Origin of the sequence: Bradyrhizobium huanghuaihaiense, from assembly GCF_025200885.1 — a bacterium.
Lineage (GTDB): Bacteria > Pseudomonadota > Alphaproteobacteria > Rhizobiales > Xanthobacteraceae > Bradyrhizobium > Bradyrhizobium huanghuaihaiense.
The window spans coordinates 4648961-4674529 of the sequence record NZ_CP104172.1; the positions used below are offsets into that span (position 1 = coordinate 4648961).

General features: G+C 64.9%; 22 protein-coding genes. 9 read left to right on the forward strand and 13 right to left on the reverse strand.

The features are described from left to right. The first annotated feature begins 119 nt into the window (after window positions 1-119). The 4 genes from N2603_RS22185 (at window position 120) to N2603_RS22200 (ending at window position 6342) form a co-directional block, all read left to right on the forward strand. Window positions 120-1151, forward strand: a complete 1032-nt coding sequence (locus N2603_RS22185; RefSeq protein ID WP_260424026.1) for a TRAP transporter substrate-binding protein — start codon at window positions 120-122, stop codon at window positions 1149-1151. A gap of 15 nt (window positions 1152-1166) precedes the next feature. After that, a complete protein-coding gene (locus N2603_RS22190; RefSeq protein ID WP_260424027.1) occupies window positions 1167-3056 on the forward strand; it encodes a TRAP transporter large permease in 1890 nt (629 codons plus the stop codon). A 21-nt stretch (window positions 3057-3077) separates the two neighbouring features. After that, entirely contained in the window at window positions 3078-4727 is a 1650-nt protein-coding gene (locus N2603_RS22195) for an acyl-CoA synthetase (protein WP_260424028.1), read from the forward strand. A gap of 241 nt (window positions 4728-4968) precedes the next feature. After that, on the forward strand, window positions 4969-6342 hold the full coding sequence (locus N2603_RS22200) for an autotransporter outer membrane beta-barrel domain-containing protein (RefSeq protein WP_260424029.1): 1374 nt from the start codon (window positions 4969-4971) through the stop codon (window positions 6340-6342). A 66-nt stretch (window positions 6343-6408) separates the two neighbouring features. Here N2603_RS22200 and N2603_RS22205 read toward each other — a convergent pair whose 3' ends face one another. The 6 genes from N2603_RS22205 to N2603_RS22230 form a co-directional block, all read right to left on the reverse strand. After that, window positions 6409-7206 (reverse strand): MBL fold metallo-hydrolase, encoded by a 798-nt coding sequence (locus tag N2603_RS22205; RefSeq protein WP_260424030.1) that lies wholly within the window; start codon window positions 7204-7206, stop codon window positions 6409-6411. A gap of 13 nt (window positions 7207-7219) precedes the next feature. Beyond that, entirely contained in the window at window positions 7220-7996 is a 777-nt protein-coding gene (locus N2603_RS22210; RefSeq protein WP_018641960.1) for a TatD family hydrolase, read from the reverse strand. Between the two features lie 12 nt (window positions 7997-8008). After that, complete coding sequence (gene metG, locus N2603_RS22215) at window positions 8009-10012, reverse strand: methionine--tRNA ligase (protein ID WP_260424031.1); 2004 nt, start codon at window positions 10010-10012, stop codon at window positions 8009-8011. A gap of 111 nt (window positions 10013-10123) precedes the next feature. Then, window positions 10124-11170, reverse strand: a complete 1047-nt coding sequence (locus tag N2603_RS22220; RefSeq protein ID WP_260424032.1) for a DNA polymerase III subunit delta' — start codon at window positions 11168-11170, stop codon at window positions 10124-10126. After that, window positions 11167-11853, reverse strand: a complete 687-nt coding sequence (gene tmk, locus N2603_RS22225; protein ID WP_018641962.1) for a dTMP kinase — start codon at window positions 11851-11853, stop codon at window positions 11167-11169. The genes N2603_RS22220 and tmk overlap by 4 nt, the downstream gene beginning before the upstream one ends. A 2-nt stretch (window positions 11854-11855) precedes the next feature. Then, entirely contained in the window at window positions 11856-13118 is a 1263-nt protein-coding gene (locus tag N2603_RS22230; protein WP_260424033.1) for a D-alanyl-D-alanine carboxypeptidase family protein, read from the reverse strand. A gap of 152 nt (window positions 13119-13270) precedes the next feature. Here N2603_RS22230 and N2603_RS22235 point away from each other — a divergent pair, with 152 nt between their 5' ends. Continuing rightward, window positions 13271-14227 (forward strand): alpha/beta fold hydrolase, encoded by a 957-nt coding sequence (locus N2603_RS22235; RefSeq protein WP_260424034.1) that lies wholly within the window; start codon window positions 13271-13273, stop codon window positions 14225-14227. Between the two features lie 77 nt (window positions 14228-14304). Here the strand turns inward: N2603_RS22235 and N2603_RS22240 are convergent, their stop codons facing one another. The 4 genes from N2603_RS22240 to N2603_RS22255 all read right to left on the reverse strand — a co-directional run bounded on the left by N2603_RS22240 (window position 14305) and on the right by N2603_RS22255 (window position 16609). Continuing rightward, window positions 14305-14823: a GNAT family N-acetyltransferase gene (locus N2603_RS22240; RefSeq protein ID WP_260424035.1), complete on the reverse strand. Its 519-nt coding sequence runs from the start codon at window positions 14821-14823 to the stop codon at window positions 14305-14307. 23 nt (window positions 14824-14846) lie between these two features. Continuing rightward, window positions 14847-15395 carry a phage tail protein gene (locus N2603_RS22245; protein WP_260424036.1) on the reverse strand — a complete coding sequence of 183 codons (549 nt, stop codon included), beginning with the start codon at window positions 15393-15395 and terminating at the stop codon, window positions 14847-14849. A 36-nt stretch (window positions 15396-15431) separates the two neighbouring features. Next, complete coding sequence (locus N2603_RS22250) at window positions 15432-15959, reverse strand: phage tail protein (protein WP_018641967.1); 528 nt, start codon at window positions 15957-15959, stop codon at window positions 15432-15434. Window positions 15960-16066: 107 nt separating this feature from the next. Further along, window positions 16067-16609 (reverse strand): phage tail protein, encoded by a 543-nt coding sequence (locus N2603_RS22255; protein WP_018641968.1) that lies wholly within the window; start codon window positions 16607-16609, stop codon window positions 16067-16069. 519 nt (window positions 16610-17128) lie between these two features. Between N2603_RS22255 and N2603_RS22260 the strand changes: the two genes are divergently transcribed. Continuing rightward, a complete protein-coding gene (locus N2603_RS22260) occupies window positions 17129-21613 on the forward strand; it encodes a beta strand repeat-containing protein (protein ID WP_260424037.1) in 4485 nt (1494 codons plus the stop codon). 48 nt (window positions 21614-21661) lie between these two features. On the opposite strand, the gene N2603_RS22265 is transcribed toward N2603_RS22260, so the two are convergent. After that, window positions 21662-22597, reverse strand: coding sequence for a septal ring lytic transglycosylase RlpA family protein (locus N2603_RS22265; RefSeq protein WP_260424038.1), 936 nt, complete (start codon window positions 22595-22597; stop codon window positions 21662-21664). A gap of 807 nt (window positions 22598-23404) precedes the next feature. Between N2603_RS22265 and N2603_RS22270 the strand changes: the two genes are divergently transcribed. Then, a complete protein-coding gene (locus tag N2603_RS22270) occupies window positions 23405-23533 on the forward strand; it encodes a hypothetical protein (RefSeq protein WP_018641970.1) in 129 nt (42 codons plus the stop codon). Between the two features lie 27 nt (window positions 23534-23560). Here the strand turns inward: N2603_RS22270 and N2603_RS22275 are convergent, their stop codons facing one another. Beyond that, window positions 23561-23791 (reverse strand): hypothetical protein, encoded by a 231-nt coding sequence (locus N2603_RS22275; protein ID WP_145831707.1) that lies wholly within the window; start codon window positions 23789-23791, stop codon window positions 23561-23563. Between the two features lie 217 nt (window positions 23792-24008). Between N2603_RS22275 and N2603_RS22280 the strand changes: the two genes are divergently transcribed. Both N2603_RS22280 and N2603_RS22285 read left to right on the forward strand, forming a co-directional pair. Further along, window positions 24009-24587, forward strand: coding sequence for a TIGR00645 family protein (locus N2603_RS22280; RefSeq protein WP_018641972.1), 579 nt, complete (start codon window positions 24009-24011; stop codon window positions 24585-24587). 41 nt (window positions 24588-24628) lie between these two features. Further along, window positions 24629-25099 carry a GNAT family N-acetyltransferase gene (locus N2603_RS22285; protein ID WP_260424039.1) on the forward strand — a complete coding sequence of 157 codons (471 nt, stop codon included), beginning with the start codon at window positions 24629-24631 and terminating at the stop codon, window positions 25097-25099. A gap of 17 nt (window positions 25100-25116) precedes the next feature. Here N2603_RS22285 and N2603_RS22290 read toward each other — a convergent pair whose 3' ends face one another. Further along, window positions 25117-25437, reverse strand: coding sequence for a DUF1476 domain-containing protein (locus tag N2603_RS22290; protein ID WP_035666119.1), 321 nt, complete (start codon window positions 25435-25437; stop codon window positions 25117-25119). Between the last annotated feature and the right edge of the window lie 132 nt (window positions 25438-25569).

Below are 25569 nucleotides of genomic sequence, written 5' to 3' on the forward strand. Positions count from 1 at the left end.
CCGTGACGTTGTCCGGCTGCAATAAGCGAGCTTCGCGAGATCGCAGATGACCTTCCGACGTGACGTCCGTATAGGTTTGCATCTCAGAACAAAAACAATCCTTCCGAGGAAGCAGACCCATGGTCTTTTCAACGCGCTTTTCCCGACGCACGCTTCTCAAGGCCTCCGCCGCGACCGCGGTCCTGGGCGGCATTGGCGCGCCCCATGTGGCCCGCGCCCAGAGCGCCGAGTTCACCTACAAATACGCCAACAACCTGCCGGACACCCATCCGCTGAACGTGCGCGCCAAGGAGATGGCGGCGGCGATCAAGGCCGAGACCAACGGCAAGTTCGACCTCCAGATCTTCCCGAACAACCAGCTCGGCTCCGACACCGACATGCTGAGCCAGATCCGCTCCGGCGGCGTCGAGTTCTTCACGCTGTCGGGCCTGATCCTGTCGACCCTGGTGCCGGCCGCGTCCATCAATGGCATCGGCTTCGCATTCCCGGACTACGACACGGTCTGGAAGGCCATGGACGGCGACCTCGGCGCCCATGTCCGCGGCGAGATCAAGAAGGCCGGCCTCGAGGTCATGGACAAGATCTGGGACAACGGCTTCCGCCAGACCACGTCCTCGACCAGGCCGATTACCGGTCCTGATGACCTCAAGGGCTTCAAGATCCGCGTCCCGGTGTCGCCGCTGTGGACCTCGATGTTCAAGGCGTTCGACGCCGCGCCCGCCTCGATCAATTTCAGCGAGGTCTATTCGGCACTCCAGACCAAGATCGTCGAGGGCCAGGAGAACCCGCTGGCGATCATCTCGACCGCCAAGCTCTACGAGGTGCAGAAGTACTGCTCGCTGACCAACCACATGTGGGACGGCTTCTGGTTCCTGGCCAACCGCCGCGCCTGGAGCGCGTTGCCGGAGGACGTGCGCACCATCGTCGCCAAGAACATCAACGCCGCCGCCGTCAAGGAGCGCGAGGACACCGCCAAGCTCAATGCCAACCTGCAGCAGGAGCTCGCGGCCAAGGGCCTGACCTTCAACCAGCCCACTGTCGCGCCGTTCCGCGACAAGCTGCGGACCGCCGGATTCTATGCCGAGTGGAAGGGCAAGTACGGCGACCAGGCCTGGGACCTCCTGGAAAAGGCCGTCGGCAAGCTGTCGTAACGCGTTGGGGCCGTCATGGCTCATGTCGAGGTCGAGGTGACCGAAGTGGCGGGCGAGGCGGCTGTTCAGTCCCCTCGCCGATCCTCTCTGCTGACCTCGACGGAGCGCCTCCTCGGCCTCCTGGTCGAAATCCCGGCGGCCATTCTGGTGGTCGCCGAGATCGTGATCCTGTTCGCCGGCGTGGTCGCGCGCTATGGCCTGCACCGGCCGCTGATCTGGTCGGACGAGCTCGCCTCGATCCTGTTCCTGTGGCTCGCCATGCTGGGCGCGGCGGTCGCGTTCCGCCGCTCCGAGCACATGCGTATGACCGCCGTCGTTGCGAGCGCGGGACCTGCGATGCGGGCCTATCTCGACCTGATCGCGACCTCTGCGGCGCTGGCATTCCTGGCGCTGATCGTCTGGCCATCCTGGGACTACGCCTACGAGGAAAGCTTCATCACGACGCCGGCGCTGCAGATCTCGAACATGTGGCGCGCCGCGGCACTGCCGGCCGGCATCTGCCTGATGGCCGCGTTCGCGCTGCTGCGGCTGCTGCGCGCCGCGGACTACCGGATGGTGCTTGCGGCCGTAATCTCGGTTGCCGTCGTCGTCGGCCTGTTCTGGCTGGCGCAGCCATATTTGCGGCCGCTCGGCAATCTCAACCTCGTCATCTTCTTCGTCGGCGTCGCCGGCTTCTGCGTCTTTGCCGGCGTTCCCATTGCGTTCGGCTTTGGGCTGGCGATCTTCGGCTATCTGGCGCTGACGACGCGCACGCCGGTGATGGTGCTGGTCGGGCGGATGGACGAGGGCATGAGCCACCTCATCCTGCTCTCGGTGCCGCTGTTCGTGTTCTTAGGCCTTCTGATCGAGATGACCGGCATGGCGCGGGCCATGGTGGCCTTCCTGGCCAGCCTGCTCGGCCATGTCCGCGGCGGCCTGCATTATGTGCTGGTCGGCGCCATGTACCTGGTCTCAGGCATATCAGGCGCCAAGGCCGCCGACATGGCGGCGGTCGCGCCCGTTCTGTTCCCGGAGATGAAGCAACGCGGCGCCAAGCCCGGCGATCTCGTCGCGCTTCTGGCTGCAACCGGCGCCCAGACCGAGACCATCCCGCCGAGCCTCGTGCTGATCACCATCGGCTCGGTTACCGGCGTCTCGATCGCGGCGCTGTTCACTGGCGGCCTGCTGCCGGGCGTCGTGCTCGCGATCACGCTCTGCATGCTGGTCTGGTGGCGCTACCGCCACGAGGACATGAGCCACGTCCGCCGCGCCACGGCATCCGAGATCGGCAAGACCTTCGTCATTGCCCTGCCCGCGCTCGCGCTGCCCTTCGTGATCCGCTACGCCGTGGTCGAGGGCATTGCCACCGCGACCGAGGTCTCCACCATCGGCATCGTCTATGGCGCGCTGGTCGGCCTGCTCGTCTACCGCCGCTTCGACTGGCGGCGGCTGTTTCCGATGCTGGTCGAGACCGCGGCGCTGTCGGGTGCGATCCTCCTGATCATCGGCACGGCCACCGGCATGGCCTGGGGCCTGACGCAATCTGGCTTCTCGCGTTCGCTGGCATCCGCCATGACGGGATTGCCGGGCGGGGCTGCGACCTTCATCGCCGTCTCCATCCTGGCCTTCACCATCCTCGGCAGCGTGCTGGAGGGAATTCCCGCGATCGTGCTGTTCGGGCCGCTGCTGTTTCCGATCGCCCGCGCCGTCGGCGTGCACGAGGTGCACTATGCCATGGTGATCATTCTGGCCATGGGTATCGGGCTATTCGCCCCGCCCTTCGGGGTCGGCTATTATGCCGCCTGCGCCATCGGACGCGTCGATCCGGCCGAAGGCATCAGGCCGATCTGGGGCTATCTGTTGGCGCTGCTCGTGGGATTGATCATCGTTGCGATCTTCCCTTGGATCTCGATCGGATTTCTTTGACGCGGTTTAAGGAGGGTGTCGATGATTGAGCGACAGAACCCGTACAATATCGGCCTCGAAAAGACGCAAGCCAACTACGTACCGCTGAGCCCGCTGAGCTTCCTCGCGCGCAGCGCGGCGGTCTATCCCGATCACGTCAGCACCGTCTATGAAGGCCGCAGCTTCACCTGGGCGCAGACCTATGAACGCTGCCGGCGCTTTGCCTCGTATCTCGCCGGCAAGGGCATCGGCGTCGGCGACACCGTGGCGGCGATGCTGCCGAACATCCCGGCGATGAACGAGGCGCACTTCGCCGTGCCGATGACCGGCGCCGTGCTCAACGCGCTCAACATCCGCCTCGATGCGCCCTCGATCGCGTTCCAGCTCGATCATGGCGGCGCGAAGATCATCCTGGTCGATCCCGAATTTTCGGGCGTCATCACCGATGCGCTGGCGCAGATGAGCGGGCCAAAGCCATTCGTGATCGATGTCGATGATGCCGCCTTCAAGGGCGGCAAGCGGATCGGCGAGATTGAATATGAGGCCGCTGTCGCGCAAGGCGATCCCGGCTTCAACGCTGTTCTGCCGCAGGACGAATGGGACGCCATCGCGCTGAGCTACACCTCGGGCACCACGGGCAATCCCAAGGGCGTCGTCACCCATCACCGCGGCGCCTATCTCAATGCCGTCAGCAACATCCTCGCCGGCAATCTCGGCCAGCATCCGGTCTATCTCTGGACACTGCCGATGTTCCACTGCAACGGCTGGTGCTTCCCCTGGACCATCGCGGCCGCTGCCGGCATCAATGTCTGCCTGCGCAAGGTCGAGCCGACGAAAATCTTCGAGCTCATCAAGACGCACAGCGTCACCCACATGTGCGGCGCGCCGATCGTCTACAACACGCTGATCAATGCGCCCGACGCGCCGAAAGGCAGTGCCGCGCGCCGCGTCGTCGGCCTGATCGCCGGCGCCGCACCGCCGGTCGCCGTGCTGGAAGGCGCAGAGAGCATCGGCATCAAGCTGACGCATGTCTATGGTCTGACCGAGGTCTACGGCCCCGCCTCCGTCTGTGCCGAGCAACCCGGCTGGGATGAGCTTCCCGCGCCCGAGCGCGCGCGCATGAAGCGGCGGCAGGGCGTGCCCTACCCGCTCGAGGAAGGCGTCACGGTCATCAATCCGCAGACCATGCAGGAAGTGCCGCGCGACGGCGAGACCATCGGCGAGGTCATGTTCCGCGGCAACATCGTGATGAAGGGTTACCTCAAGAACGAGAAGGCGACGACTGAAGCCTTCGCCGGCGGCTGGTTTCACACCGGCGATCTCGGCGTGCTCGACGAGCACGGCTATGTCATCATCAAGGACCGCTCGAAGGATATCATCATCTCCGGCGGCGAGAACATTTCGTCAGTCGAGGTCGAGGACATCCTCTACAAGCATCCGGCCGTGCTGTTCGCCGCCGTCGTCGCCAAGCCCGATCCGAAATGGGGCGAGGTGCCTTGCGCCTTCGTCGAGCTGAAGGACGGCGCCAGCGCGACCGAGGCCGAGATCATCGCCTTCTGCCGTTCGCAGATGAGCGGCTTCAAGACGCCGAAGGCGGTCGTGTTCGGACCGATCCCGAAGACGTCCACGGGCAAGATCCAGAAATTCCTGCTGCGCAACGAAGTGGGATCAGTGAAGGCGATCTCGGCCTGAGCCTGGACACATTGGGAAACATTGACCGCGTCTCGACGGCGATTGCCGCATCGTCGAGAAACCGTTTGTGCGGGATCGACGACATCAAGACACACCAGGAAAAGATTGGAAAACGTTAGAGACGCATTTACGATTCAGCTCCGTCGGAGTCGCTGATTCCACCTGATTCGTCGCGCGGGCTGCGCGGCCGGCGTCCGGCGCGGTTGGGGCGCTTCATGCGGTTTGTGTCTTGAGCGCAGACGTGCGTGCGCGTCTGGCGCTGCTGCTATTGACGGCCGGATTGCTGATGCCGCGCGCGGCGGATGCGCAGGTGATGCGCGAGTTCGGCGCGTTCGGGGGCGCCGAGAATTTCGCTCCCCCTGGTCCGAATGCGCCCGGAAACGGTTTCAATAATTTCGGCGGCATGAATGGCCCCATGTTCGGCGGCCCGCAGGCCACCGGTTTTGGCGGAGCGCCGTTCGGCAACGGCAATGGCGGCGGCATGCCACCGAACTACGGCTGGAACGGCGAGCCGCCGGGATTTGCCGGCGCGGTACGGTTCGGCATGCGACAGGCCTTTGGCGGCGGCTCCGATGGTGCTCCGCGCGGCGAGACGGCGCGGGCCACCTTCCTGGCGATGAGGCAGTTCACGCTCGCCCTGCTCGATCCCGCCATCGATGGCCGCGGCATCGGTCCGGCCGAACTGGACGCAGAGCTGGCGGCCTACGCCGATATCGGAAACGACCGGACGCATGGCGGCATCGGGCGCGAGGCCTATGGGGCGATCTACGGCAGGCCAGCGCTCGCGGCCCCGCACTGGAACGTTTGGGCTGCGGGTTTCGGCGGCTCGCAGGTATCGACCGGCGGCACCGGTTCGACCAGCCGCAGTTTTGGCACCGTGGCCGGCGCCGATTATTCGCTGTCGCCGCAAACCCGGATGGGCTTTGCGCTGGCTGGAGGCGGCACCGGCTTCACCAACAATTTTTCGAATGGCCGCTCCGATCTGTTCCAGGCCGGCGCCTTCGTCCGGCACAGCGTCGGATCGGCCTATGTCGCCACCGGTCTCGCCTATGGCTGGCAAGCCATCAGCAACGATCATCCGGTGACGCCGGCCGGCTCCGGACAGCTCGCCGCGGCGATCAACGCCAACGCCTATTCCGGACGCGTCGAAGGCGGCTATCGTCTTGCCACAGCCTGGTTCGGCATCACACCTTATGCGGCGGCGCAGGTGACCACCTTCCGCCTGCCCTCCTCGAGCGGGGCGCAGCCGCCCGAGGGGGACAACGCATTTTCGACCGGGCCCGGCAGCGACAGCTTCACCGACAGCCGCACCGAGCTCGGCCTGCGCACGAGCACGCAGCTTGTGTTGCCGGGAAGCGTGGTGAGCCTGCGCGGGCGGCTTGCCTGGGCGCATGACTTCAGCGCAGGTCAATCGATCCCGGCGGCGCTCCTGTCCCTGCCCGGTCAGAGCCTGACCGCGAGCGGCGCAGCCTTGGCGCCGAACGCGGCGCTCACCGGGATTGCGCTCGAGTTGCGCGCCGTGAACGGCTGGTCCGCCTCGGCGAGCCTCGACAGCGAAGTGTCGAGCCTGGTACGTGCCTACACGGGCAAGGTCGCGCTGCGCTACGCCTGGTAGGCGCGCTCTTTTCGGTTTGACGCGTTTTCTTGATGCGAACCGATAGCCGCTTGGCTCGAAAACGCTCTAATGCGTCTCCAGCTGCAGGCCGTCATAGGCCGGCACCACGCCGGCAGGCAGCGATTGCCTGATCACCTCATAATCGACGTCGGCCGTCATGTTGGTGATGACCGCGCGCTTCGGCTTGAAGCGTTCGATCCAGGACAGCGCATCGTTAATGCTGAAATGGCTGACATGACTGGTGTAGCGCAGGCCGTCGACGATCCAGAGGTCGAGATTCTCCAGCGCGCCCCAGCTCTCGCGCGGGATGTCATTGAGGTCGGGCGTGTAGGCGGCGTCCCCGATGCGATAGCCGAGCGCGGGAATGGCGCCGTGCTGCACCAGGAAGGCCATCATCGTCACCGCGCCGCCCTTCCCCAGAATGGTCTGGCTTTCGCCCGCCTCGATCGAATGCCGCGTCAGGATCGGCGGATAGTCGCTGCCCTCAGGTGAAATGAAGCAATACGAGAACCGCGCCATGATGTCCTTGGCGGTCGACAGGTTGAAATAGGTCGGGATACGGCGGCGCATGTGCATGACGACCGAACGAAGATCGTCCATGCCGTGCGTCTGGTCGGCGTGCTCATGGGTCAGGAACACCGCGTCGATGTGGTCGACATTGGTCGAGAGCAGTTGCTCGCGCAGGTCCGGCGAGGTGTCGATCACGATCCGCGTGGTGCCGTGCTCGGACTTCCGTTCGACCAGCAGCGAACAGCGGCGGCGGCGGTTCTTCGGATTGCTGGGGTCGCAGGCGCCCCAACCGAGGGCCGGGCGCGGCACGCCGGCGGAGGAGCCGCAGCCCAGGATCGTCAGCGTCAACGTCATGCGGCTTCCAGTCTCAAGCTTTCACCTTGGAGAACAGGCGGAAGAAGTTTTCGCTTGTTTGGCGTGAGATCTCATCGAATGACACGCCGCGCGTCTCGGCGAGCACTTTGGCGACCTCGACCACGTAGGCCGGCTCGTTGCGCTTGCCCCGGAACTTGCCCGGCGCAAGATAGGGCGAGTCTGTTTCAACCAGAATACGGTCAGCGGGCAGCTCCGCCGCAAGCGCGCGCAGGGCCTCCGACTTCTTGAACGTCAGGATGCCCGTGAAGCCGATATAAAGTCCGAGCGACACCGCCTTCAGCGCCAGCTCGCGCCCGCCGGTGTAGCAATGCAGCACGGCGCGAAACGATCCGCGTGCGGCCTCCTCTTCCAGGATGCGGGCGCAATCCGCGTCGGCCTCGCGGGTATGGATGACCAGCGGCAGGCCGGTCGCGCGAGCCGCGGCGATATGGGCGCGAAAGCCCCTCGCCTGCGCTTCCGGCGAGCCGTTGTCGTAGAAATAGTCGAGCCCAGCCTCGCCGAGCGCGACGACCTTGGGGTGCTGCGTCAGCGCGATCAGCTCGTCCGGCGAAATGCCGTCTTCCTCATCCGCGTTGTGCGGATGGGTGCCGACCGAGCAATAGACGTCCTCGTAGCGCTCGGCGATCGGCAGAAGCTGGTTGAGCTTCTTCACCCGCGTCGAGATCGTGACCATGCGGGTGATGCCGGCCGCACGCGCGCGCGACACGATCCCGTCGAGATCTTCCGCGAAGTCCGGAAAATCCAGATGGCAGTGACTGTCGACCAACATCGTCGGAACGCCTCAGGCCGCCGGCTCGATATAGCGCGGGAACGCCGGCGTCGGCGCCGGCAGCGTCGAACCGGGCACGATGCGCTTGGCGCCGCCGAGTGTCGCAAAATTGCGCTCGTCCGCGGGAATGCCGAGGCTGTCGAGCAGCAAACCCGATGCAGTCGGCATCGCCGGCTGGGCCAGGATCGCGATCTGACGCACCACTTCGGCGGTGACGTAAAGCACCGTCTTCTGTCGGGCGGGATCGGTCTTGGCGAGCGCCCACGGCGCCTCGCCCGCGAAATAGCGGTTGGCCTCCGCGACCACGGCCCACACCGCGTTGAGCCAGTGATGGATCTGCTGCGTCGCCATCGCCTCACGCGATGCTGCGATCATGCCGTCGGCCATCGCCAGGATCGCCTTGTCATTGTCGCTGAACTCGCCCGGCTCCGGCAGCACGCCGCCGAGCTGTTTGGCGATCATCGACAGCGAACGCTGCGCGAGATTGCCGAGATCGTTGGCGAGGTCGGCATTGATGCGCGCAACGATGGCCTCGTGGTTGTAGTTGCCGTCCTGCCCGAACGGCACCTCGCGCAGGAAGAAATAGCGCATCTGGTCGACGCCATACTGCTCGGCGAGGTTGAAGGGGTCGACGACGTTGCCGACCGACTTCGACATCTTCTCGCCCCGGTTGAACAGAAAGCCGTGGGCATAGACCCGCTTCGGCACGGGAATGCCGGCCGAGATCAGGAACGCCGGCCAGTACACCGCGTGGAAGCGGATGATGTCCTTGCCGATGATGTGCACATCGGCCGGCCAGTAGCGCCAGTTCCCGTCGCTCTCGTCGGGAAAGCCGATGCCGGTGATGTAGTTGGTGAGCGCGTCGACCCAGACATACATCACGTGCTCCTCGTCGCCGGGCACCTTGACGCCCCAGTCGAACGTGGTGCGCGAGATCGAGAGATCGCGCAGGCCGCTCCTGACGAAGCTCACCACCTCGTTGCGGCGCGAGTCCGGGCCGATGAAATCGGGATTGTCCGTGTACAGCTTCAGGAGCTTGTCCTGATAGGCCGACAGGCGGAAGAAATAGCTCTTCTCCTCCACCCACTCGACAGGCGTGCCCTGCGGACCGAGGCGCACGCCGTCGTCGTTCAGGCGCGTCTCATCCTCGGCGTAATAGGCCTCATCGCGTACCGAGTACCAGCCGGAATAGGTATCGGCATAGATGTCGCCGTTCGCCTCCATGCGACGCCAGATCTCCTGGGTCGAGCGATGGTGCTGTTCCTCGGTGGTGCGGATGAAGCGGTCGAACGACACGTTCAACCGCTCGTCCATCTCCTTGAAACGGCCGGCATTGCGGGTCGCGAGCGCTGCGGGCGTCAGGCCCTCGTTCTGCGCAGTCTGGACCATCTTCAAGCCGTGCTCGTCGGTGCCGGTCAGGAAGAACACGTCCTTGCCGTCGAGCCGCGCAAAGCGCGCCAGCACGTCGGTGGCGATCGCTTCATAGGCGTGGCCGATATGCGGGCTGCCGTTGGGATAGGCGATCGCGGTCGTGATGTAGAAGACGTTGTCGCGCGCCGGAGTGGCGACCGGCGCGGCGGCTTGCGGAGCTGCGACGGGCTTTGGCGCAGGCGGCGCCTTCGGCTTCGACACCTTGGGCTTCGAAACCTTGGGCTTCTCGGCCTTCGGGGGCGCGGCAACCGGAGCCGGCGCGGATATCACGGCAGGCGCAGCCGCCTTTTTCGCAACCTTCTTCGCCGGAGTCTTGGCCGGAGTCTTGGCCGGCTTCTTGGCAGCGGTCTTCTTCGAAGCCTTCCTGGCGATGACCTGCTTCTTAGAAGCCTTCTTCCCGGCCTTCTTTGCCGTCTTCGTGGCGCTCTTCTTCACGCCCTTCTTTACAGCGGCCTTCTTGGCCTTCTTCGCGGTCTTGGACGCACGCGCCTTCACGGCCTTTCTCGCGGCTTTCTTTTCGGCCTTCTTGGCAGCCTTCTTCTTGCTGCTCTTGGCTTTGACGGTTTTCTTAGCTCGCGTTGCCACGACGAATTCCTTTACCCGGCTGTATCAAAATTTGGAAACGAACCTGCGTTAGGTCATTGTTTTGAGCACGATCCTCTCGGAAAGCCGCTCCACACTTTTCCGGATCATGCTCTAGCGCGTTGCGTCCGCCAGCCAGCCGAACACCGAGAAAACCAAGGGCTTTCGCTCCAGATTGTAGGTTTCGGTGTCGCGCGCGGCGCGGACGATCTTTTCCCATACCTCAGCTAGGCGCGCAAGGCGCGGCAGGTTCTGGTTGGCGTTGGCTTCGTCCGCATGCAGGCGCTCCGCGATCCAGCGGTCGATGCCGTCGATGAAGGCCGCGAGCGCAACGCGGTCGCTGGTGCCGAGCGAATCGCCGAGCGTATGCAGTTCGCGCGGATCGACCTGCGGCAGTCGCGCCAGCAGCGCTGCCGTGCGCTGCTGCAGTTTCAGGGCGTCTCCACCAAGCAACGTCAGGGCGCGTGCGACGCTGCCCTCGGAGGCCTCCGCGGCCTCGCGCAGCGCCAGATCGGTCGGAGCAAGGTCGGCGGCAGTGGCCGCGGCACCGATCACCTCGTCCGTTCCGAGCGGCCGCAGGCGCAGCTTCCGGCAGCGCGACTGGATCGTGGCGAGCACGCGCGCGGGCGCGTGGCTCACCAACAGGAACAGAGATTGCTGCGGCGGTTCCTCAAGGATCTTCAGAAGCGCGTTGGCCGCATTCGGATTGAGCTCGTCGACGGTGTCGACGATGCAGACGCGCCAGCCTTCCGCCGCAGCGGTCGAGCCGAAGAAGCCGATCGTCTCGCGCGTCTCGTCGACGGTGATCACCGTGCGCATCACGCCGCGATCATTGGCGGTGCGCTCCAGCGTCAGCAGCCCGCCATGCGAGCCGGCCGCGACCTGCCGCGCCACGGCGTCATCGGGATCGATCGCGAGGCTTTCGGCGGTCTGCACGGCCGGCGAAAGCGGCTGACCGTGCGCGAGCACGAAGCGCGCCATGCGATAGGCCAGCGTCGCCTTGCCGATGCCTTGCGCTCCCCCGATCAGCCAGGCGTGCGGAATCCGCCCGCTGCGATAGGCCGTCAGCAGCGCCGTCTCGGCCTCGCGATGGCCGAACAGAAGGCTCGTCTCGCGCGGATGCGGAATGGCGGTCTCACGCTCGGCCTGACGCGGGCTCATGCTGAGATCACCGAGGCGGTCGTGGGAAGGAGACGCTCGCGCAACGCGGTCCAGACGCGGTCTGCGACGGTGTCAGGATCGGAATTGGCGTCGATCAGCACGCAGCGCGCGGGCTCTTCCTCAGCGATCTTGCGATAGGCTTCGCGCAGGCCCTGATGAAAGCTGAGCTGCTCGCTCTCGAACCGGTCGGGCGTGCCAGCGCCGCGGCGTACCGCGGCACGCTGCAAGCCGATCTCGACCGGCAGGTCGAGGATGATGGTGAGATCCGGCTTGAGATCGCCGATGGTGACGCGCTGCATCGCGTTGATCAGCCCGATCGGGACGCGGCCGAGGCTGCCCTGATACGCCCGCGTCGAGTCTGCAAAGCGATCACAGAGGACCCACGCGCCCTGGTTCAGCGCGGGCTGGATCACGGTACGAACATGATCGTCGCGCGCGGCGGCAAACAGCAGCGTCTCGGCTTCGGGCCCGAGCAGCTTACCCATCCCCGACAGCACCAGATGGCGCATGATCTCGGCGCCCGGCGATCCGCCCGGCTCGCGCGTGACGAGGATGCGCATCCTGGCCGCCTTGAGGCGGTCGGCGAGCTTCTTGATCTGGGTCGACTTGCCCGTCCCCTCGCCGCCTTCAAAGGTGACGAAGCGTCCGCGTCCGGACGGTCGCTGTACCTTGCTCTCACTCATGATCAGAGCTTCTCGGCGCCCGCGCGGAACATGCCGATCACGAGCTCGCTGGCACCGTCGATCGCGCGCCGCATGGTCGAGCCGGTGCCGATCGCTTCACCTGCATAGACCGGCGTCTCCACCGCGATGTTGCCGCTACGCCAGACCTTGACCACGCCGACCTGCTGACCGGCCTCGACCGGCGCCCGTACCGGCCCCTTATAGACCACGCGCGCGATCAGCTTGTCGCTGCCGTTCTTGTGCACCATCACTTTCACGGGCATCTTGGCGACCAGCTTCACCGAGCGGCTCTCGCCGCCAAACACTTTTGCGTAGCCGACCGGTTGGTCGGCCGCGATCAGAGTGCGGGTCTCGAAGTTGCGGAAACCCCATTCCAGCATCTTCTTGGCTTCGGTGGCGCGGTCCTCGGGGTCTTCCAGGCCGTTGATGACGACGATCAGCCGGGTGCCGTTCTGCACCGCCGAGCCGACCATGCCGTAGCCACCCTCCTTGGTGTAGCCGGTCTTGAGGCCGTCAGCACCTTCCATCGAATTCAGCAGCGGATTGCGGTTGGGCTGACGGATCTTGTTCCAGGTGTACTCCTTCTCACCAAATAGTTTGTAGAACTCCGGAAAGTCCAGGATGATGTGCCGGGCGAGGATGCCCAGCTCCCGCACCGTCATCTTGTTGGCCGGGTCGGGCAGACCGTTGGAGTTGCCGAAGGTCGACTTGGTCATGCCGAGCTCACGCGCCCGCTTGGTCATGAAGTCGGCGGCAAAGATCCGCTCGTTGCCTGCCATGGCTTCGGCGAGCGCGATGCAGGCGTCGTTGCCGCTCTGGATGATCGCGCCATGCAGGAGATCGTCGACCGAGACCTTGCTGTTGATGGCGGCGAACATGGTCGAGCCGCCGGAGGGCGCGCCGCCCCTGCGCCAGGCGTTCTCGCTGATCCGGTACTCGTCGGTGAGCTTGATGTCGCCTTTCTTGATGGCGTTGAACACGACTTCCGCCGTCATCAGCTTCATCATGCTGGACGGCGCGCGCAGCTCGTCGGCATTCTTCTCGAACAGCACGCTGCCGCTGGACGCCTCGATCAGGATCGCGGTGGGCGCATCGCCGTCGAAGCCGGCGTCTTCCGTCTTCTTGGCGCCCTGGACGCTCTGGTTGGCCGCATAGAGCGCCCCACCCCAGCCAATCGCCGCCACCAGAACAGCAGCGATCAGCCCGCGCGCCATCGCTCCGGCGGTGAACCGGGGGCGGTGGAGCGAAAAAAGACGAAATGCCATGGCGAAGCCCTGAGAGCGGCGTTCTAACAGTTGGAACCGGTACGAACAACACGAGGCCGGCACCGGCACCCGAGTTTGCATGATTCTCGTCACGCCCCTATCGTGACACCTTATATTTATCGACCAAACCCCTGAAACAAGGCGGAAAAGCGATGTCCTCCACCCGCACGGTCAAGGCCAACGGGATCGACCTGTACATCCGCGAAGCCGGCCAGGGTCCGCTGGTCGTGCTCTGCCACGGCTGGCCGGAACTGTCCTACTCCTGGCGCCACCAGATCCCGGCGCTGGCGGACGCCGGGTTTCACGTCGTCGCCCCCGACATGCGCGGCTACGGCCAGAGCGCGGCGCCGGCCGAGGTGAACGCCTACTCGATCTTCGACACCGTCGGCGACGTGGTCGGCCTCGTCCGGGCGCTCGGCGAGACCAGGGCCATGGTGGTCGGCCACGATTGGGGTGCGCCGGTGGCCTGGCACGCGGCGCTGTTTCGACCCGACATCTTCACGGCGGTCGCGGGCCTGAGCGTGCCGCCGCCATTCCGCGGCCGCGGCAAGCCGCTCGACCTGCTGCGCGAGGGCGGCGTGACCAACTTCTACTGGCAGTACTTCCAGGCGCCAGGGGTCGCCGAGGCCGAGCTGGAGCGGGACGTCGCCCGCACCATGCGCATCGTGCTCGGCGGACGCGGCCTCGCCGATCCCACCGCCGCCATGTTCGTGCAGGAAGAGAAGGGCTTTCTCGGCCACGCGACCGCCGGAGAGCCGCTGCCCGCCTGGCTCAGCGAGGCTGACCTCGCCTATTTCACCGAGGCCTTCCGCAAGTCAGGCTTCCGCGGCGGGCTGAACTGGTATCGCAACCTCGACCGCAATTGGGAACTGACGGCGCCCTGGCAGGATGCGCAGATCCACCAGCCGTCCCTCTTCATTGCCGGTTCGAAGGACGCCGTCATCACTGGGCTGATCGGGGCCAAGCGCGTCAACGAGCTGGAACGCGTGCTGCCCAATCTCACACGGAAGCTGATCATCGAGGGCGCCGGCCATTGGGTGCAGCAGGAGCGGCCCGAAGAGGTGAATGCGGCGCTGGTGAAATTCTTGCGCGAGGCATCGGCGCGCTAAAGCGTTTACGCATGATCTTTCCGGAAAACCGCGTCGCACTTTGCGCTAGCGCGGCCCGCCGGGTCCGGGATCATGCATTAGGCCGCAAGATCCTTCCGCATCGCGAGGTGCGCTGCCCCCAACATCCCGGTCTCGGCAAATCCATGCCGCTGGTAGAACCGGCGCGCGGCCTGGTTGCCTGCGAGCACCGTGAGCGTCAGCGCCGAGACGCCCTGCCGCCGCGCGTCCGCTCCGAGAGCCTCAAAGATCTTCGTGCCGGCGCCTCGACCGCAATCGGCCGGCAGCAGAGCGAAGTCGATGATGTGCCAGCGTTCGCGCGCACAATGAAGCAGCAGCCGGCCGATCGCGACCCTGTCTCGCGTGACGATCAGTGAAATCGCGCCTGGAAATTGGGTGGCATAGCCGGCCATCTGGCTGCGGAACTGTTGCGCAATGATCTGCCTGACGATCGGTCCGGACAAGCCCGTCGCGGTAAATTGGGCTGTCCTCACCTCCTCGAAGAGATGCCGGATGAACGGCGCATCGATCGGGCTATCGCACCGAAGCCGCAGAGCCGGATCGTCCGGGACGATGTCGGGCGAGATGCCGTCGATCATGCCGTCACGCAGCGCCGCCACGTTCAGGAGCTGCCGAAGGACGGAAAGATTCCCGCATAGGCGATACACCAGATGATCGCCTGGGTCGGCTGCATGTTGTCGTGGGGGAGCCCCTGCCCGGTCAGCGTGACGGCATTGGCCGCCAGGGTGAGGTTGCCGGGCGGAGCGATGAAGCCGTTGAACTGAGGATCGATCGCAACCATGGTCGACGACGTTCCGGGACCCGGGGCGGCGTTCGGGGCGTTGCCGGCGCCGAGCTGCAGGGCGTGGGTGTGAATGGCCATCTCGCCCGAGCTCAGGTTGACCGTCGGACTGCCGACGGCCTCGCCGATGACGTAGTTCTGCAACCCCTGACCTTGCCCCTGGCTGATCGCGACCGAACCGTTGAGATTCGGCAGGGCGAAATTGGTCGTGCCATTGCCACCGTAATAAGTCCCGATCAGCGAAAAGAGCGGGCTGTAAGCCTGAATGGGAACGAGCTGGCCAAAGCATGGCAGCCAGGCAGAGTTGAAGCCGTTTGTGGCAAACTGAAACGTAAAGGCCTGTATTTCCCCGACATACGGACTTGACATGGTGTCTCCTCGAGACTGGATACGGACCGGCGCAGGCTAGCCGGGCGAAGGGAAGAGGCCGTCGTTGCAGATGCAGTAATTGGCAACCACGCTCGGCATCATGTTGTCGTGCCCGATGCTGTTGCCCGCCGGAGTGACGCAGGCGGCCATCGTCGCGTAGGGTGCTGCGTCGGCCGTCGGCGCATAGAGATTGCCGGTTGATGCGGTGGCAAGATGGACCGTCTGTCCGGGCTCGGATGTCTCTCCCGTCCCTGTCGAGGACATCAGCGCGTGACTATGGGTCGGCATTTCGCCTTCGACCAGCGTATGCGTTTCCTCTCCTCCGATCTGGCCCAGCACATAGAACGGGAAGCCTGTCCCCTGTCCCTGTCCGATCGCAACGCGGCCGCGAAGATCGGGAAGATTGAAGGTGTTGACGCCATCGCCGCCGTAGGTGGTGCCGATCACGGTATAAAGCACCTGGTATTGCGAAATCGACATCGCCTGACCATTGCAGGCAAACCAGCCAGTGGGCACCCGCGGAAAGCCGAACAACCTGATCTCGCCAACAAACGGATCTGACATCGCCTCTGATCCTCTGCCCGGGGCGTCCCCATCCGATCGGGGGATGCGCCAATCTTCGAAATTGATGTGAGAAGAACTCGGCTGCGAAAATGTCGCTGCGCAGCCGCCTAGTTTCGACTCGGATAAATTCCCTGCAACGCGATCAGATAGCTGATGGCGAGATAGGGCTGCATGTTGTTGTGCGGCGCGCCTCCGCCTTCGTTCACCAGATTGGTGCCGGATGCCAATGGCGTGTCCGCGCTCCCGGCTGGTCCAAAAATCGCCTTCGGATTATCGGATGGCAGCGTGTTCGTACCGAAGATATTGTTGGCGGCCGAAGCACCACGTCCGCTTCCCTGCGTTGCAACAGCCTGGATCAGATGATTGTGAGCAGGCAATTGAGGCACGGTGAGCGTGACCGACATCGATCCGCTGGTCATGCCCAGGGGATATTGGCCGCTGCCGCCGGACGAGCCGAGAATGGCGCGGCCCCGAAGATCCGGAAGTGCAAAGGTTCGGACGCCGTCACCGCCGTAATACGTGCCGAGCAGCGAGAACAGCGCCTGATTGGTCGGGATGGCCAGCAACGCACCGTTGCATTGCGCCCAGCCTCTGGGAACGATGGCGCCCGCAAAAGGCATGATCTGGCCGAGAACTGGCTGATACGGCATGCCCCCTCCCCAAAAAAAGATCAGGCGCCCCGTCGTGTCGCAAGGCGACGACGACAGCTTCTAAATTAAAAAATGAACGGCAACCGATCTACTCGTCAAGATTGTTAAACAGCGCGCGGCAACAGTCAAGCTCCAGCGCAACCTGAAATGCGCTCGCCATCATGTGATGTATCGTTGAGTGATCACGCTTTTGTTGCCGCAGCGCAACGGTTCGCTGGAAAGTTGCGTCGCGGGCGGGGCTCTCGACGATTTGGCCGGCTGCCCGCTTGCGTTGTGCACCGCGTCTCAGCCAAATGCACGCAACGATATACGTGAAAATTTACACAATCAGGGATTTCAGGGCGGAGCTCTTCGAAAGGGTACCGCGAAGGGGGGCCGGTGAGTCACGCAATTGCGGTGGCCGTGCCAGAAATGAGCGGGGAGCTGGCAGGATCGGCGCATAGCAGCCGGACCGGTCGACAGGGCATTTTGCTCCGCCTTTGGCGCGCAGCTCAACGCATTTGCCTCGCGACAATCTTGATGATCAGCGCCATGGCGGCGGCGCATGCGACGTGTAACTTTACGAGCGGCTCGACAAGCGCTGCGACCATCACGATCAACGCCACCGGGAACACGGTCGGTCTCTGTGTCACCGACGGAAAGGTTCGCGTCGGACTTTACGGTACATCCAACGGCTCGAACCCGAATGTGGATGCCCAGAACTTCCTTCCGGTCCAGGGGACCACTCTGTCGTATACAGCGCTCTCCTATGCGTCGACAAAAGCAACCTATACGATCACGGCCGTCAATCCCGGAACGGACTCCTTTCACGTCGACGAGTACGATATCCAGCTCAACTCCCTCTCCGGGGGAGGCACGGACACGATCACGCTCTGGTACGCGAGCGGCTGTACCTACAACAGCGGAAATCCATCCGCCACCTGCGGTGGCGTATCTCAATTCACCAACACATCCTTCACCATCACTGTCAACCTGCCTACGCCCACGGTGACATCGATTTCACCGACGTCCGGCCCATTGGCGGGCGGCAACAGCGTCGTGATCACTGGCACCAACTTCACCGGAACGACCGGCTCCGGAGGCGTGAAGTTTGGCGCCACCAACGCGACCAGCTACACTGTCGACTCCGCGACGCAGATCACGGCGGTCGCGCCGGCTGGCGCCGCAGGCACGGTCGACATCACGGTCACCAACAACGGCGTGACCACCGCGACATCCGCGGCCGACCAGTACACTTACGTCGCCGCGCCGACTGTGACCTCGATCTCGCCGACCACCGGCCCAACGGGCGGCGGCACAACGGTCATCATCACCGGCACGAATTTCAGCACGACCTCCGGCGCTGCAGGCGTTAAGTTCGGCGCGACCAATGCCACGGGCTACACGGTCAATTCCAATACACAGATTACAGCGACATCGCCCGCAGGCACGGGCACGGTCGACGTCACGGTGACGACTGCGGGCGGAACGTCGGCAAATTCTGCCGCCGACCAGTTCACCTATGTCGCCGCGCCCACCGTCACCTCGATCTCGCCGACGACAGGCCCCGCTGGCGGCGGCACTACCGTGACCATCACCGGCACCAATTTCACGGGCGCGACAGCGGTGACGTTCGGCGCAACGGCTGCGACCGGCTTCACCGTCAATTCCGCCACCCAGATCACCGCGACCTCGCCTGCCGGGAGCGGCACGGTCGATGTCAGGGTAACGACAGCCGGCGGCACCTCGGCGACCTCTGCCGCGGACCAGTTCACCTATATTGCTGCTCCCACGGTCACCTCGATCTCACCCACGGGCGGACCCACGGCGGGCGGCACTTCGGTAACGATCACCGGCACCAATTTCACCGGCGTCACGGCCGTGACGTTCGGCGCAACGTCCGCGAGCTTCACGTTCAATTCGGCAACATCGATCACCGCGACCTCGCCGGCAGGCGCCGCCGGAACGGTCGATGTCAGGGTCACGACACCTGGCGGGACCTCCGCGACCTCGGCGGTGGACCAGTTCACCTATGCTGCTCCGCCGACCGTCACCTCCATCTCGCCGACATCAGGTCCGCAGACCGGTGGCACGACCGTGGTCATCACCGGCACGAACCTCTCCGGCGCATCCGCAGTCACGTTCGGCGCAACGGCTGCCACAGGCTTCACCGTCAATTCCGCGACCCAGATCACGGCGACATCAGCCGCGGGTACGGGCACCGTCGACATCACCGTGACGACTGCAGGCGGGACGTCGGCGCCCTCCGCTGCGGACCAGTTCACCTACGTCCCGGCGCCGACCGTCACCTTGATCTCACCGACGTCAGGTCCGGGTGCGGGCGGCACCACCGTCACCGTCACCGGCACCAATTTCACCGGCGCGACGGCCGTGACGTTCGGAGCAACAGCGGCAACTGGCTTCACGGTCAATTCGTCGACATCGATCACGGCAACCTCGCCGGCCGGGACCGGCACCGTCGACCTCCGCGTGACCAATCCAGGTGGCACCTCGGCGACATCGGCCGCCGACCAGTTCACCTATGTGGCCTCGCCAACCGTCACCTCGATCTCGCCGACTCTCGGCCCGCAGGCCGGTGGCACGTCGGTGATCATCACCGGCACCAATTTCACCGGCGCGACCGCAGTGACGTTCGGCGCGGCGGCCGCGACGGGCTTCACAGTCAATTCCGCGACCCAGATCACCGCGACCTCGCCGCCCGGGGCCGGTGTCGTCGACATCAAGGTGACGACGGCCGGGGGCACCTCGGCGACGTCAGCGGCGGACCAGTTCACCTATTTCGGCACGCCGACGGTGACGTCGATTTCGCCGACGGGCGGACCGCTGGCCGGCGGCACGTCGGTGACGATCACCGGCACCAATTTCACCGGTGCGACCGCAGTGACGTTCGGCGCGGCGGCTGCGACGGGCTTCACAGTCCATTCCGCGACCCAGATCACCGCGACCTCGCCGCCCGGGGCCGGTGTCGTCGACATCAAGGTGACGACGGCCGGGGGCACCTCGGCGACGTCAGCGGCGGACCAGTTCACCTATTTCGGCACGCCGACGGTGACGTCGATTTCGCCGACGGGCGGACCGCTGGCCGGCGGCACGTCGGTGACGATCACCGGCACCAATTTCACCGGTGCGACCGCCGTCAAGTTCGGAACGACGAATGCGACGAGCGTCACGGTCAATTCGGCGACCTCGATCACCGCGACCTCGCCGCCCGGCGCCGGCACCGTCGATATCACCGTGACAACGCCCGGAGGGACATCCGCAACATCAGCATCGGATCAATTCAACTACTCGCCGGCGCCGTCCATTACCTCGATCTCGCCGACATCCGGCCCTGCGGTGGGCGCCACCTCCGTGGCGATCACCGGGACCGGCTTTACCGGCGCCACGGCGGTGAAATTCGGCACCAACAACGCGACGAGCTTCACGGTGAACTCGGCAACGTCGATCACGGCGACTTCGCCGCCAGGCTCCGGCACGGTCGACATCACGGTGACCACGATCGGCGGCACCTCGCCCACCTCGGCCGCAGACCGGTTCACCTATCTGTCCTCCACGACGACGACCGAGCTGACCTCGTCGCAGAATCCGAGCAGCTACGGCCAGTCCGTCACCTTCACGGCCACCGTACGCAGTTCAGGCGGAACGCCGACGGGAACGGTGACGTTCAACGACGGCGGCGCACCGATCGGAACGTCGACATTGTCGGCAGGTGTCGCGACTTTCGCGACGACCACGCTCACCGTCGGCAATCACACGATCACCGCGACCTACAGCGTCTCGCCGGCGTTCAATGCCTCGACCTCGCCGGCCCTGACCCAGTCGGTCGATATTCCCGCCGACAGCGCCAGGCTGCGCGCGCTTCAGCTCAACGTCACCAAGATCGTCGCACAAAGCTCGGGACAGGCGATCTCCGGTGCCATCGACACCGCGATCTCCGAAGGCTTCAGCAACGGCGGCCAATACATCACGCCGGGCGGCGGCGGGGTGCGCGTCAACTTCGCCGCTGCGCCCGATGGCGATGACGAGCCGCCGACCGGTCGCCCAATCGATCCGCAGAGCTCCAATGCCTATGCCGGCAACGGACGCTCCGGCGGGACCGGCCGCGGGTCTTCGCGGATCGACGACGCCTTCGCCGCAATCGATCGGGCGGCGCCGACCAAGGCACCAATCGCGCGTTTCAAGCAGCAGAAGGACTGGCTGTTCTGGATCGACGTCCGCGGCACCGGCATCGACCGTTGGGGCTCGTCGGGCAATATCGGTCAGGGCGCAACCCAGGCGACGCTCTACGGCCAGCAGATCAACCTGGTGTCCGGGCTGACCTATCGGGCCGCTCCCAATCTTCTGGTTGGCGTGGTCGGCGGCTACGAGAATTTCAGCTACACGGAGACCGACATCAACGGAAAGCTGAAGGGCGACGGCTGGACCGTCGGCGCCTATCTCGGCTGGAAGATCATCCCGACGCTGCGTTACGACGCAGCGGTGACCTATTCCGGCATCGGCTATAACGGCGTTGCGGGCACGGCCGTGGGCAATTTCAACGGCAATCGCTGGATATTCGCGACCGGCTTCACCGGCAGCTACAACTGGGCCAATTTCAATATCGAACCGTCGGCCAAGGTCTACGCGATCTGGGAGCGGGAAAACGCCTATGTCGACTCGCTCGGCACCCAGCAAGCCGCCCGCACCTTCTCCAGCGGCCGCGCCTCTGCCGGTAGCAGGGTCTCCTACCCGATACCGTGGCTCGATAGCGTGCTGCTGTTGCCCTATGCCGGTGTCTACGCCGACTACTATTTCACCCAGGACGATGCCGCCGCAATCATTGCCGCGGGCGGCATCCCGCTGGCTTCGACACCATTGCTCCAGGGCTGGTCGGCGCGGGTCACCGGCGGCCTCGGCGCAAGGCTCGCGAGCGGCGCCACCGTCGGCTTCGGCGCCGAGCTCGGCGGCATCGGCGGCAACACGCAGATCTGGACGTTCACGGGACGCGCGCGCATCCCGTTCTGAGCGCAAGTCGGCAGCGGGCAGCGCCGCTGCTCGCCGAATGTTCCGGGCTTAGTAGAGGCCGCGGCCGCTGAGGATGCTGCGGGCTTCGGCGGCGCCGTCCGAGGCATAGGCGGCAGACGGAGCGCTCTCGCTGCTGTAGCGGCCGTCCTCGTCATAGGACACGGCGCGCGCGTTCTGGAGCGCCCGGCCCCGGCTGCGGCTCGAGGCCGACATTTCCGAGGTCGCGTTCAGCGAGGCCATGTCGGCGGAGGTGTTGCCGAGATTGTAGGGCCGTCCCTCCGGCATCGGAACCTCGCCGCGAATGGCGCCGCGGGTCGATGACGGCAGCTCGGGCACGAAGGGCTTCGCCGAAGCGACGCGGACCATCGAGGGCGACGGCGCCGGGATCCCGGTGCGCAGGGTCGCCATCAGCTGGCGGTCGTCGGAACCCTCGAGCGGCGCCCGGCCGACATATTCGACGCGGACCTTGGCGACGCCGTTTCCTTTGAATTCAAGCAATTCGGCGGCTTTGTTCGAGACGTCGATGAGCCGGTTGCCGTGATAGGGCCCGCGGTCATTGACGCGGACGATCAGCGACTTGCCGTTCGACACGTTGGTCACCCGCGCATAGGACGGCATCGGCAGGGTCGGATGCGCCGCCGTCAGCGAGCCCATGTCGAACACTTCGCCATTGGCCGTCAGACGGCCGTGGAAGTCGTCGCCGTACCAGGACGCCATGCCCTCGGCGCGATAGTTGACGTCCTCCTCCGGCACGTAGGTCTTGCCGGCCACCACATAGGGCTTGCCGACGCGATAGGTGCCGCCGCCCTTCGGGACCGGATCGCCCCAGGCCACGACCCGGGGGCTCGAGGACACGCCGTATTTCGGATCGACACGGCTGGCGAACTTGTTGGAGGAGGCGCAATTGGCGAGCGCGAGGCAGGTCGCGGCCGCCGCAATTCCACGCGCGGCCCGCAAAACCGAATCTGACCGTCGGATCCCCATTCGCCCCAAATACCATTCCGCCGGAGGCGTACCCAACCCGCTTTGGGTGACGGGCACGCGCTGTCCGGTCCTTTGCTCCGAAGCGGCCCACCACCGCATCGGATGTGGTAACGATAACGCAACCCGAACACGGCGGAAATGGGGAGCCCGCGGCGATCACGCCGAGATGGTAAACACCCCGTTCGTTTGTCCCCGTTGATCTACGGAGCGCAGGCCGCCTGCTCTGTGCCACTCCTGGACATTCTGTTGCGCCAAATCCTCACTCCACCCCCATTGTCGCGCCGCTCACTGGAATTCTTTTGACTGTGCAAGGCCGCACGCGTTCTCTCGCATGCAAGGGCGGGATTTGGAATTTAACGATGATCGAGACGGTTTCGGCACTGATGGGTCTGGTTAGCGCGGGGATTTTCCTGGCCCATGCGTTTGAAGGTTACCGGACGAGGGCCTGAAGGCACTCGCGCGGGCGGCAAGCATCACCTCTTTCACGGCGGCACGTTCGGACAGTTTTTGATCGATCCGACCGGGCATCGAAGACGAGAGCGGCAGGTGTCCCATGCGTAACCATGACCTCGTATCCGATGGCTTCCTGGCATTGACCGCAGGCGGCTTGGTGCTGTTGTGCTCGAGCCTGGTGGCACTGGCCTTCGCCTGAGCACGACCACGACTTTCCTTATTTCTAACCACAGCTACACCGCGACGCAGCATGCCGTCCGTTCCGGATTGCCCTGCTCTCTTTTAGTTGATTGAATTTCTGCGTTTGGCGCCTCGACTCATTTCAAGAGGCCATCACCAACGAAGGTGACGCAAATGCTTGCTGAGAAATTTTTTCTGGTTCTGGAATCGTTGATCCGCGGCGACCGCACCTATCCCGACGGAAGCCCCCGCATCATCAGCACCGCCCCGCACGTCCCCGTGAAGCTGCCGAGCCAGAAGTAACGGCGTTCCGAAGGGCTGGTCACGCGCTCAGCGCAGGCCGAGCAATGACCGCCTATAGAAGCTCTCGCGGGCCTCGTTACGGCAGACGAAGCTGCCGTCAAAACCCTGGCCGTAACGCTTCTGGCCCCGGGCGTAGTAGACGCCCTTCCTGAAATCCAGCCAGACCACCTGGTCATGCGGACAATGGCGCTGCGCCTGCGCCTCGTAGCGAAACGGCGTCAGCGGCGTCGCCGACACCCCGCCTGCACCGAGCATCATCGCCACAACAAGCGCGATTCTCCCGAGCCCGCCGCCAAAGCTGTTCGGCACGTCACTCCTCCTTGATCCGGGCCGTCGCCCGAGGGCCGCGTCCACGCTAGCACGAAACGGCGCGATCGCCGGCAAGCCTTGCCAGGCGCACCGCACGTCTTCCGCCGGCCATCTTGTCGGGGTACAGAAAAGCGAGATCGTCTCCGCTCGCGAGGATGCTGCCCGAATGTCGGTTGAGCCTGAGCCAAGGACCGAACCCCGCCTGCCCTCGCCGCGCCTCGGCGTGCTGCCGATGATCATCTTCGGCTCGCGCTGGCTGCAGCTGCCGCTCTATCTCGGGCTGATCGTGGCGCAATGCGTCTACATCGTGCTGTTCCTGAAGGAGCTCTGGCACCTCTCCTGGCACGCGATCGATCTCACCGAGCAACAGATCATGATGAGCGTGCTGGCGCTGATCGACGTCGTGATGATCTCCAACCTGCTGGTGATGGTCATCGTCGGTGGCTACGAGACGTTCGTCTCGCGGCTCGACCTCCAGGGCCACCCGGACGAGCCGGAATGGCTCGGCCACGTCAATGCGAGCGTGCTGAAGATCAAGCTCGCCATGGCCATCATCGGCATCTCCTCGATCGCGCTGCTGCGCACCTTCATCGAGGCCGGCAATCTCGGCTCGAGCCGCGCCGGCTTCACCGAGACCGGCGTGATGTGGCAGGTGCTGATCCACATCACCTTCATCGTCTCGGCGCTCGGAATTGCCTATGTCGACAAGCTCAGCGATTCCGGAATGCGCAGGCACGCCGAGTGAGGCGTTCGAGTTGCGATACACCGTCCGGCTCCCGAGTCCCCATGCCCGCTGACGACATCTCCTTCAGGCCGGCGTGCGCGGACGACGCGGAGACCGTGTTTGACATCACCAAGGCCTCGATCGCGGGTCTTTCGCGCGGATGTTATTCACCGGCCCAGATCGAGAACTGGATGGGCGAACGGACGCCCCGGTTCTATGAAGAGCTCATCGCCAAGGGGCGGATGACCGTCTGTCTTCGCAACGACGTCGTCATCGGCTTCGTCGATGCCGAGCCCGGCGAGGTCACCCGATTGTTCGTGCTGCCCGCGGCGGCCGGCTCTGGTGTGGGGCAGCGGCTGCTCGACATCGGCGTGGCCCGGGCGCGGCTCGGCCATAGCGGGCCGATCCGCCTTGAAGCCACGATCAACGCCGAAGCCTTCTACCGACGTTACGGCTTCAGAAAAATGGGCCGAGGCCAGTTCTCTCACGGCCTCGGCGGCGAGCCCATCGAGATCATCTACATGGAGCTGTGAGCAAGGGCCCGCGGCGCTCACTCTTTTTTTGCTTCGAGCTGCTGCATGGCCTGATGCAGGCATTCCTGGAGTTTCTGGGCGACCTGCTCGCGCGCCACCCCCTTGCCGGCAAGATCGGCCGACACCTTGTCCAGGACCTCGTCGATCGTCCGGCTCTCCAGATGGTCCGTCACCAGCGCCGCCGCGTAGCTGGCTGCGGCATCGCCGCTGAGGCCGAGCTGGCTGGCGGCCCAGAGGCCAAGCAGCTTGTTGGACCGGGCCGTCACCTTGAACATGAGCTCCTCGTCATGGGCGAATTTGGCCTCGAAGCCCTGCTCGCGCTTGTCGAACGTGGTCATGGTCAGCTCCATTGCGTTGTCACTGAAGGGGATCGGATTGGCCGGAAGCGAACGTCTCCGTATTTCGCGTCAGTTGAGGATCATTTGAAGCTTCCGGCGGAAGGCAAACGCCGTCAAGCCTGCCGCGTGCAA

Bases quoted from the DNA above. Each gene is read 5' to 3' on its own strand.
- N2603_RS22185 (WP_260424026.1), top strand. From the start codon at position 120: ATGGTCTTTTCAACGCGCTTTTCCCGACGCACGCTTCTCAAGGCCTCC.
- N2603_RS22190 (WP_260424027.1), top strand. From the start codon at position 1,167: ATGGCTCATGTCGAGGTCGAGGTGACCGAAGTGGCGGGCGAGGCGGCT.
- N2603_RS22195 (WP_260424028.1), top strand. From the start codon at position 3,078: ATGATTGAGCGACAGAACCCGTACAATATCGGCCTCGAAAAGACGCAA.
- N2603_RS22205 (WP_260424030.1), bottom strand. From the start codon at position 7,206: ATGACGTTGACGCTGACGATCCTGGGCTGCGGCTCCTCCGCCGGCGTG.
- N2603_RS22210 (WP_018641960.1), bottom strand. From the start codon at position 7,996: ATGTTGGTCGACAGTCACTGCCATCTGGATTTTCCGGACTTCGCGGAA.
- N2603_RS22220 (WP_260424032.1), bottom strand. From the start codon at position 11,170: ATGAGCCCGCGTCAGGCCGAGCGTGAGACCGCCATTCCGCATCCGCGC.
- tmk (WP_018641962.1), bottom strand. From the start codon at position 11,853: ATGAGTGAGAGCAAGGTACAGCGACCGTCCGGACGCGGACGCTTCGTC.
- N2603_RS22230 (WP_260424033.1), bottom strand. From the start codon at position 13,118: ATGGCATTTCGTCTTTTTTCGCTCCACCGCCCCCGGTTCACCGCCGGA.
- N2603_RS22235 (WP_260424034.1), top strand. From the start codon at position 13,271: ATGTCCTCCACCCGCACGGTCAAGGCCAACGGGATCGACCTGTACATC.
- N2603_RS22240 (WP_260424035.1), bottom strand. From the start codon at position 14,823: ATGATCGACGGCATCTCGCCCGACATCGTCCCGGACGATCCGGCTCTG.
- N2603_RS22245 (WP_260424036.1), bottom strand. From the start codon at position 15,395: ATGTCAAGTCCGTATGTCGGGGAAATACAGGCCTTTACGTTTCAGTTT.
- N2603_RS22250 (WP_018641967.1), bottom strand. From the start codon at position 15,959: ATGTCAGATCCGTTTGTTGGCGAGATCAGGTTGTTCGGCTTTCCGCGG.
- N2603_RS22255 (WP_018641968.1), bottom strand. From the start codon at position 16,609: ATGCCGTATCAGCCAGTTCTCGGCCAGATCATGCCTTTTGCGGGCGCC.
- N2603_RS22260 (WP_260424037.1), top strand. From the start codon at position 17,129: ATGATCAGCGCCATGGCGGCGGCGCATGCGACGTGTAACTTTACGAGC.
- N2603_RS22265 (WP_260424038.1), bottom strand. From the start codon at position 22,597: ATGGGGATCCGACGGTCAGATTCGGTTTTGCGGGCCGCGCGTGGAATT.
- N2603_RS22270 (WP_018641970.1), top strand. From the start codon at position 23,405: ATGCTTGCTGAGAAATTTTTTCTGGTTCTGGAATCGTTGATCCGCGGC.
- N2603_RS22275 (WP_145831707.1), bottom strand. From the start codon at position 23,791: ATGATGCTCGGTGCAGGCGGGGTGTCGGCGACGCCGCTGACGCCGTTT.
- N2603_RS22280 (WP_018641972.1), top strand. From the start codon at position 24,009: ATGTCGGTTGAGCCTGAGCCAAGGACCGAACCCCGCCTGCCCTCGCCG.
- N2603_RS22285 (WP_260424039.1), top strand. From the start codon at position 24,629: ATGCCCGCTGACGACATCTCCTTCAGGCCGGCGTGCGCGGACGACGCG.
- N2603_RS22290 (WP_035666119.1), bottom strand. From the start codon at position 25,437: ATGACCACGTTCGACAAGCGCGAGCAGGGCTTCGAGGCCAAATTCGCC.